Raw genomic sequence first — 9,927 nt, 5'->3', positions numbered from 1 at the left:
TGGGGCGGATCTCGCGGGGCGGGATGCTGCCGCTGTCCACGCGGGAGGGCCTCGCGCTCTTCGACGCGGGCCTCACCCACGACCACCCCGTGCTGTACCCGATGCGCCTGGACCGCGCCTCGCTGCGCACCGCGGGCGAACTGCCGCCCGTCCTGCGCGGACTGGTGACGGCCCCGGTCAGGAGGAACACGGCCGCGACGGCCGACACCGGCACGACCGACGGCAACCGCCTCGCCCGGAGCCTCGCCAACCTCCCCGAGGCCCAGCAGGAGCGGGTGCTGCTCGACCTGGTGGCCACCGAGGTGGCTACCGTGCTGGGCCTGGCGGCGAACGAACCGCTCGACCCCACCCAGGTGTTCAAGGACCTCGGCTTCGACTCCCTCACCGCCGTCGAGCTGCGCAACCGGCTCGGCGCCGCCACCGGACTGCGCCTGCCCGCGACCCTCGCCTTCGACCAGCCCAGCCCCTCGGCCCTCGCCGGCTACCTCCGGACCCGACTGCTCGAAGGCCGGACCGCACTCCCGACGGCGGGCGCGACCACGGCCGCGCCGATCGACGAGCCGATCGCCATCGTCGGCATGAGCTGCCGCTTCCCCGGCGGGGTCCGCACCCCCGAGGACCTCTGGGACCTCGTGGCGAACGGCGGCGACGCGATCAGCGCCTTCCCCGACGACCGCGGCTGGGACCTGGACGCACTGTTCGACCCGGACCCCGAGCGCCAGGGAACCTCGTACGTCCGTGAGGGCGGATTCCTCGACGGCGCAGCCGACTTCGACCCGGTCTTCTTCGGGATCTCGCCCCGCGAGGCCCTCGCCATGGACCCGCAGCAGCGGCTCCTCCTGGAGGCCGCGTGGGAGACCTTCGAGCGGGCCGGGATCGCACCGGCCTCGGTCCGAGGCAGCCAGACCGGCGTCTTCACGGGCGTGATGTACCACGACTACGTCAACCTGGTGCAGGACCAGGAGGGCCTGGAGGGCTACGCCGGCAACGGCAGCGCGGGCAGCATCGCCTCGGGCCGGATCGCCTACAGCCTCGGCCTCGAAGGACCGGCCGTGACGATCGACACCGCCTGCTCCTCGTCGCTGGTCGCGATGCACCTGGCGAGCCAGGCGCTGCGCGAGGGCGAGTGCTCGCTGGCGCTCGCCGGCGGCGTCACCGTGATGTCCAGCCCGAACACCTTCATCGAGTTCTCCCGTCAACGCGGTCTCGCCGCCGACGGCCGCTGCAAGCCGTTCGCCGCCGGCGCCGACGGCACGTCCTGGTCCGAGGGCATCGGACTGGTGCTGCTGGAGCGGCTCTCGGACGCGCAGCGCAACGGCCACCAGGTGCTGGCCGTGATCCGTGGCTCGGCGGTGAACCAGGACGGCGCCTCGAACGGGATGACCGCGCCCAACGGCCCCTCCCAGCAGCGGGTCATCACCATGGCGCTCCAGAAGTCGCGACTGACGGCCGACCAGGTCGACGCGGTGGAGGCGCACGGCACGGGCACCACCTTGGGGGACCCGATCGAGGCGCAGGCGCTGCTCGCCACATACGGGCAGGGGCGGTCCGCGGAGCGGCCGCTGTGGCTGGGCTCGGTGAAGTCGAACCTGGGGCACACCCAGGCGGCCGCCGGTGTGGCGGGTGTGATCAAGATGGTGCAGGCGATGCGGCACGGTGTGCTGCCCCGGACCCTGCACGTGGACGCGCCGTCGCCGCACGTGGACTGGTCGGCGGGCGAGGTCTCGCTGCTGGCCGAGGACCGGGAGTGGCCGGAGACGGGCCGTCCGCGTCGTGCGGGTGTGTCCTCGTTCGGCATCAGCGGCACCAATGCGCACGTCATCCTCGAACAGGCCCCGCAGAGTGCGGAGTCGGCCGCTCCGGCGAGCTCGGCGGCGGTTCCGCCGGTCTCCGTGCTCTCCGCGCGCAACGAGGCCGCGCTCCGGGAGCAGGCCGCGCGACTGGCCGTCCGCGTCTCCGCGGACGGCTCCCTGACCGTGGCCGAGGTGGCCCGCTCGCTCGCGACCACCCGGTCCCCGCTCGCCCGCCGTGCGGCGGTGGTGGCGGCGGACCGGGAGGGGCTGCTGCGGGGGCTTGAAGCCCTGGCCGAGGGGCGCCAGGCCAAGGAACTGGTGGATTCCGCCGCTTCCGGCGGCAAGATGGTGTTCCTGTTCACCGGTCAGGGTTCCCAGCGGCTGGGGATGGGCCGGGAGCTGTACGGTGCGTTCCCGGCGTATGCCGGCGCGTTCGACGCGGTCTGTGCGGAGCTGGACAAGCACTTGGACGGTTCGGTCCGGGATGTGGTGTTCGGCGCGGATGCCGAGCTGCTGAACCGGACGGTGTGGGCACAGGCCGGGTTGTTCGCGCTGGAGGTGGCGCTGTTCCGCCTCCTGGAGTCGTGGGGCGTGAGCCCGGACTTCCTGCTGGGCCACTCGATCGGCGAGGTGGCGGCCGCGCATGTGGCGGGCGTGTTCTCGCTGGAGGACTCCGCCGCGCTGGTGGCGGCGCGCGGACGGCTGATGCAGGCACTGCCCTCGGGCGGCGCGATGCTGGCCGTCGGGGTGCCGGTCGAAGAGGCGGGGGAACTGCTCGCCGGGTTCGCCGGCCGGGTCGATGTGGCCGCGGTGAACGGACCGCGATCCGTGGTCTTCTCCGGTGAGGAGGAGGCCGTCGAGGAGCTGGCCGGGCTGGTGCGCTCGGCGGGGCTGCGGGCGAAGCGCCTGTCGGTCAGCCACGCCTTCCACTCGCCGCTGATGGAGCCGATGCTGGCCGAGTTCGGCGCGGTCGTTCGGGGCCTGGCGGCGGCTGAGCCGAGAATCCCGGTCGTCTCCAACGTCACCGGCACACTCGCCACCACCGCGGAACTGACCGACCCCGACTACTGGGTCCGGCACGTCCGCCAGGCCGTGCTGTTCCACGACGGCGTTCGCACCGCAGCGGAACTGGGCGCGACCCGCTTCGTGGAGCTCGGCCCCGACGGCGTCCTGACCGCCCTCGCGCAGGACTGCCTGACCGACACCGACGCCCACGCCTTCGCCTCCCTCCTGCGCCGCGACCGCCGCGAGGACCAGGCCGTCGCCGCCGCCCTGGGAGCGCTGCACTGCTGGGGCACCGTCCCCGACTGGCAGGCCGTGTACGGGGGTTCGGGCGCGCACCACGTCGACCTGCCCACGTACCCCTTCCAGCGTCAGCGCTACTGGCCCGACGCCGTCCCGACCGAGGTGCGCCGGACGCCGTCGCACCAGCCGGCCGCCCCGGAGGAGAGCGCCCCCGCGTCCTCCCCGACGCACGGGTTCGACTCGGCCGAGGACCCGGGCCGCGCCCTGCTCGACTTGGTCCGGGAGACCGTCGTCGCCGTGCTCGGGCACGACGCGCAGGAGACCGAGGACGCCGAACGCGCCTTCCGTGACCTCGGCTTCGACTCCATGACGGCCGTCGAGTTCCGCAACCGGCTGAACCGGGCGACTGGACTGAGCCTGCCCACGACCCTGGTCTTCGACCACCCCACCCCCGCGGCACTGGTCCGGCACCTGCGGGCCGAACTGCTCGGGGGAGACGACCGGACGCAGGTCGCGCACCGCACGGTCGGCAGCGACGAACCGATCGCGATCATCGGCATGAGCTGCCGCTTCCCGGGCGGGGCGAACTCCCCGGAGGAGCTGTGGCGGCTGGTCGAGGGCGAGGTCGACGCCATCACGCCGTTCCCGGCCGACCGGGGATGGAACCTCGACGCCCTCCACGACCCCGACGCCGACCGGATCGGCACGACCTACACCCGGGGCGGTGGATTCCTGCACGACGCGGCCGAGTTCGACGCGGGCTTCTTCGGGATCTCGCCGCGCGAGGCGCTGGCCATGGACCCGCAGCAGCGGCTCCTGCTCGAAACGAGCTGGGAGGCCTTCGAGCGGGCCGGTGTGACGCCCGAGTCGGTTCGTGGCAGCGGTACCGGCGTGTTCGTCGGCACCAACGGTCAGGACTACACGGCGCTCGTCTCGGCGTCCGCGGAGAACCTGGAGGGGTACCTCGGCACGGGTGGTGCCGGGAGCGTCGCCTCCGGCCGGATCGCGTACACGCTGGGCCTCGAAGGGCCGGCGCTGACGGTGGACACCGCCTGCTCCTCGTCGCTGGTCGCGCTGCACCTGGCCGCCGAGGCGCTGCGGCGCGGGGAGTGCTCGCTCGCGCTGGCCGGCGGGGTGACCGTCATGTCCACCCCGGTGTCGTTCATCGAGTTCAGCCGCCAGCGCGGCCTTTCGCCGGACGGCCGCTGCAAGCCGTTCGCCGCCGCGGCCGACGGCACGGGCTGGTCGGAGGGCGCGGGCATGCTGCTCGTGGAGCGGCTCTCGGACGCCCGGCGCAACGGGCACCGGGTGCTGGCGGTGATCCGTGGCTCGGCCGTCAACCAGGACGGCGCGTCGAACGGTCTGACGGCGCCCAACGGCCCGTCCCAGCAGCGGGTGATCCGCCAGGCCCTCGCCAACGCGGGTCTGACCGGCGCCGACGTCGACGCCGTGGAGGCACATGGCACGGGCACGGCCCTCGGCGACCCGATCGAGGCGCAGGCGCTGCTCGCCACCTACGGCCGGGAGCGCCCCGAGGGCCGACCGCTGTGGCTCGGTTCGATCAAGTCCAACATCGGCCACACTCAGGCCGCGGCCGGCGTGGCGGGCGTGATCAAGACGGTCATGGCGATGCGCAACGGCGTGCTGCCGCGGTCGCTGAATCTGGACGAGCCGACTCCGCACGTCGACTGGACCTCCGGCGCCGTGGCGCTGCTGACGGAGCGCCAGGAGTGGCCGGAGGCGGGCCGGCCGCGTCGGGCCGCCGTGTCCTCGTTCGGCATGAGCGGCACCAATGCGCACCTCGTGCTCGAACAGGCCCCGACGGAGGCCGAGACGGCCCCGGCCCCGCTGCCGTCCACCACCCCGGTGGTGTGGCCGCTGTCGGCGAAGACGGCGGAGGCGCTGCGCGCCCAGGCCGAGAGGCTGGGCGAGTACCTCGCCGCCCGTCCGGACGCGGACCTCGTCGCGATCGGGCGCGAGCTCGCGGTGGCCCGTACGGCCTTCGCTCGCCGCGCCGTGCTGACGGCTGCCGACCGCGCGGAGCTCCTCGGCGCACTGGCGGGCCTGGCGGGCGATGCGGGGGAGGTCCAGCTCGCCCGGGAGAGCGCGAAGACGGCGTTTCTGTTCACCGGTCAGGGTTCCCAGAAGCTGGGGATGGGCCGGGAGTTGTACGGGGCGTTCCCGGTGTTCGCGGGTGCGTTCGACGCGGTGTGTGCGGAGCTGGACCAGCACCTGGATGGTTCGGTCCAGGATGTGGTGTTCGGTGCGGATGCCGAGGTGTTGAACCGGACGGTGTGGGCGCAGGCCGGGCTGTTCGCGCTGGAGGTGGCGCTGTTCCGGCTGGCCGAGGCCTGGGGCGTCACGCCGGACTTCCTGCTGGGTCATTCGATCGGTGAGGTCGTGGCGGCGCATGTGGCGGGGGTGTTCTCGTTGGAGGACGCGGCCGCTCTGGTGGCGGCGCGTGGTCGGTTGATGCAGGCGCTGCCTGCGGGTGGCGCGATGCTGGCGGTGGCGGTCGATCCGCAGACTGCCGTGGAGCTTCTCGTCGGCTGTGAGGGCCTGGTCGACGTGGCCGCGGTCAACGGTCCGCAGTCGGTGGTGCTTTCGGGAAATGCGGAGGCGATCGAGAAGATCGAGCAGGAGGCACTGGCAGCCGGCCACCGCGTCAAGCGTCTGTCCGTGAGCCACGCCTTCCACTCGCCGTTGATGGAGCCGATGCTGGCCGAGTTCGGCACGGTCGTTCGGGGCCTGGCGGCGGCTGAGCCCCGGATCCCGGTCATCTCCAATGTGACCGGCGCACTCGCCACCGCCGAGGAGCTGACCGACCCCGACTACTGGGTGCGGCATGTCCGCCAGGCGGTGCTGTTCCACGACGGCGTCCGCACCGCAGCGGAACTGGGTGCGACCCGCTTCGTCGAGCTCGGCCCGGACGGCGTGCTCTCCGCGATGGTGCAGGGCATCCTCGCTGGCCCGGAGAACGGAGCGGCGCCCGAGACCGTGACGATTCCGCTGCTGCGCAAGGGCCGGCCCGAGCCGCGGAGCCTGTTCGACGCGCTCGGACGGGCGCACGCCGCCGGTGTCCCGGTCGACCTGTCGGCGCTCCTCGGAACGACCGCCGCCTCCGCCCCCGACCTGCCGACCTACGCCTTCCAGCGTGAGCGGTACTGGCCGACCCCGGCCGAGCGGGCCGAGCTGCCCGCGTGGCTGGGCGGCGCGGCGGGCGCGTCCAAGCTGGACGAGCTGCTGTACCGCGTCACTTGGGCGCCGTTGGCTGATCGGGCTCCGGCTGTGTTGGCGGGGCGGTGGTTGGTGGTGTCGGCGGGCGGGTGTGCCGATGTGGCGGCCGCGTTGGCTGGGGCGGGTGCCGAGGTTGTGGAGTGTGCGGCGGGGGAGGTCTCGCAGCAGGCGCTGGTGGGCGAGCGGCTGAGTGGTGTGGTGTCGTGCCTGGGGTCTTCGGGTGCGGTGCTGTCGCTGGTGAAGGTGCTGGGTGAGCTGGGTGTGTCGGCGCCGTTGTGGTGTGTGACGCGGGGTGCGGTGTCGGTGGGCGGGGCTGATGCTGCGCCGGATGCTTCGCTGGCTCAGGTGTGGGGTCTGGGGCGGGTGGTGGCCCTGGAGCGCTCCCAGAACTGGGGTGGTCTGGTGGACGTCCCCGTCCTCCTGGACGCGGAGGCCGGCTCGTGGCTGGTGCGGGTCCTGTCGGGTGCGGTCGGTGAGGACCAGGTGGCGGTCCGCGAGGGTGGCGCCTACGGCCGCCGACTGGTGCGAGACGCCTCCGGCACCGGTGCCGCACCGTCCGGTGAGGAGTGGCGGGCCCCTGGCTCGGTGCTGATCACCGGTGGCACCGGAGCGCTGGGCGCGCACGTCGCGCGCTGGCTCGCCGGCCGCGGGGCCGAGCGGCTGGTACTCACCGGCAGACGGGGCATCGAGGCCCCCGGTGCTCGCGAACTGGCCGCCGAGCTGGAGCAGTTGGGAACCGCAGTGACGGTGGCGGCGTGTGATGTCGCCGATCGGGAGTCCCTGGCGGCCCTGCTCGCCGAGCACCCGGTCGGCGCGGTGTTCCACGCGGCGGGCGTCCTGGACGACGGCGTGGTGGAGTCGCTGACCGAGGAGCGGCTGGCCCGGGTGCTGCGCCCGAAGGCCGACGCGGCCGATCACCTCGACGAGCTGACCAGGGGCTCGGACCTCTCGGCGTTCGTGCTCTTCTCCTCCGTCGCCGGTTCGGTCGGCGGCGCGGGGCAGGGCAACTACGCGGCGGCCAACGCCCACCTGGACGCCCTGGCCGAGCGCCGCCGCGCCCAGGGACTCCCGGCCACCTCCATCGCCTGGGGCCCCTGGGCTGCCGGAGGCATGGCGACCGACCCGGCCGTCGAGGCCCGGATGCGGCTCGCCGGAATGTCGCCCCTGCGCCCCGAGACCGCGTTCTCGGCGCTCGAACGGCTCCTGGCCGACGGGAGGCCCACGGCGACGGTCATCGACGTCGACTGGGAACGGTTCGCGCCCGGCTTCACCTCGGCGCGTCCGAGCCCGCTGCTCGACGCGATCCCCGAGGCCGTGCGCACCGCCCCGCAGGACGGCCCGGCCGGCTCCGGCTTCGCCGAGCGGTTGGCCGCCCTGCCGGCGACCGAGCGGACGGATGCCGTACTGGAGCTGGTGCGCACCCACGTGGCCGGCGTGCTCGGTCACGGTACGGCCGGGCGCATCGACGCCGAACAGGCCTTCAAGGACCTGGGGTTCGACTCACTGACGGCGGTCGAACTGCGCAACCGGCTCGGTGCGGCCACCGGCCTCGCCCTGCCCGCCACCCTGGTCTTCGACCACCCGGCGCCGTCCGCGCTCGCGGACCACCTGCTGACCGAGCTCACCGGCGGCCCGGGTGACACCGATCCGGAGGAGGCGAGGATCCGGCAGGCGCTCGCCACCCTGCCGGTCTCCCGGATCCGGGAGGCCGGACTGATGGACGTACTGCTGAGGCTCGCCGGCCTCGAAGAGACGTCCTCGGCGTCGGCCGAGGACGCACCGGCCGCGATCGACGAGATGGACGCCGACGCGCTGATTCAGCTGGCCCTGGGCAACAACGGATCCTGAGCGATTCGCGGGAAAGTGTGGAACTGAGAAATGGTTGCATCGAACGACAAGCTGCTGGAAGCGCTGCGGACCTCGCTCAAGGAGACCGAGCGGCTGCGGGAACAGAACCGCCGTCTCGCCGACGCCTCCCGCGAGCCCATCGCGATCGTCGCGATGAGCTGCCGCTTCCCCGGCGGCGCGGACACCCCGCAGAAGCTGTGGGAGATGCTCGTCGCGGGCCGTGACGCCGTGTCCCCCTTCCCGACCGACCGCGGCTGGGACCTGGAGGCCCTGTTCGACGAGGACCCGGACCGCGCCGGATCCTCCTACGTCCGGGAGGGCGCGTTCCTCCACGAGGCGGGCGAGTTCGACGCGGGCTTCTTCGGGATCTCGCCGCGCGAGGCGCTGGCCATGGACCCGCAGCAGCGGCTGCTGCTGGAAACCGCCTGGGAGGCCTTCGAGCGGGCCGGTGTCGACCCGTCGGCCGTGCGCGGCAGCCGTACCGGCGTCTTCGTCGGCTCCAACGGCGGCGACTACGGCACCGTCCTGGTCGCCGGGCCCGAGGAGGTCGACGGTTACCTCGCCACCGGCAACGCGGGCAGCGTGCTGTCCGGCCGGATCTCGTACGCCCTCGGCCTGGAGGGCCCGGCCGTCACGGTCGACACCGCCTGCTCCTCCTCCCTCGTCGCGCTCCACCTGGCTGCCCAGGCACTGCGCAAGGAGGAGTGTTCGCTCGCCCTGGCCGGCGGGGTCACCGTGATGGCCAGCCCGACCACCTTCACCGAGTTCTCCCGGCAGCGCGGGCTGGCCTCGGACGGCCGCTGCAAGCCGTTCGCCGCCTCGGCGGACGGCACCGGCTGGGGCGAGGGCGTCGGCCTGCTGCTCCTGGAGCGGTTCTCCGACGCGCGGCGCAACGGGCACCGGGTGCTGGCGGTGATCCGTGGCTCGGCCGTCAACCAGGACGGCGCGTCCAACGGTCTGACCGCCCCCAACGGCCCCGCCCAGCAGCGGGTGATCGGCCAGGCGCTGTCCGACGCCCGGCTCGCGCCCGAGCAGGTCGACGCCGTCGAGGCGCACGGCACCGGGACCATGCTGGGAGACCCGATCGAGGCGCAGGCGCTGCTCGCCACCTACGGCCGGGAGCGCCCCGAGGACCGCCCGCTGTGGCTCGGTTCGATCAAGTCGAACATCGGGCACACCCAGGCCGCGGCCGGCGTGGCGGGCGTCATCAAGATGGTGCTGGCGATGCGCAACCGGCTGCTGCCCAAGACCCTGCACGTGGACGAGCCCACACCGCAGGTCGACTGGTCCGCGGGCGCGGTGTCGCTGCTGACCGAGGCCCGGCCCTGGGACGGGACGGGCGAACCCCGCCGCGCGGCCGTGTCCTCGTTCGGCATGAGCGGCACCAACGCGCACGTGATCCTGGAGGAGGCCGAGGAGGCCGAGCCGGTGGCCCAGGCCCCGGCCATGGACGACGCGGTGCTGCCCTGGATCCTCTCCGCGAAGTCCGCCGAGGCGCTGCGCGCCCAGGCCCGCGAACTGGCCGCCTTCCTCGGGTCCGTCCCCGGTCCGCCGCTCGCCGACGTCGCTTTCTCGCTCGCCACCGCGCGCGCCCGCTTCGAACACCGCGCCGTGGTCGTCGCCGCCGGACGGGACGGTGTCCGCGAGGCACTGTCGGCCCTCGCCGCGGGCGAGCCGGCCAGCCGGCTCGTCGAAGGCCAGGCGCCCCACGCTGCCAAGCCGGTGTTCGTGTTCCCGGGGCAGGGGGCTCAGTGGGTCGGGATGGCGGTGGAGTTGGCGCGGGTGTCGCCGGTGTTCGCGGCGC

Annotated in this window: 1 protein-coding gene and 1 pseudogene; both read left to right on the top strand. The window is 73.7% G+C overall.

Going from position 1 to position 9,927, the window contains the following annotated elements:
• Positions 1-5 precede the first annotated feature (5 nt).
• A pseudogene (locus tag ACIG5E_RS38315) lies at positions 6-8,123 on the top strand (SDR family NAD(P)-dependent oxidoreductase); the annotation flags it as partial.
• Positions 8,124-8,174: 51 nt separating this feature from the next.
• Positions 8,175-9,927: type I polyketide synthase (locus ACIG5E_RS38310; protein WP_396541756.1), on the top strand; the 1,753-nt coding region annotated here is incomplete at its 3' end.

Source organism: Kitasatospora sp. NPDC053057 (assembly GCF_044546945.1).
In the GTDB taxonomy this organism is placed as follows: Bacteria; Actinomycetota; Actinomycetes; order Streptomycetales; family Streptomycetaceae; genus Kitasatospora.
Note: the sequence above shows the minus strand (reverse complement) of the source record. Positions and strands in the feature narration are given on the sequence as shown.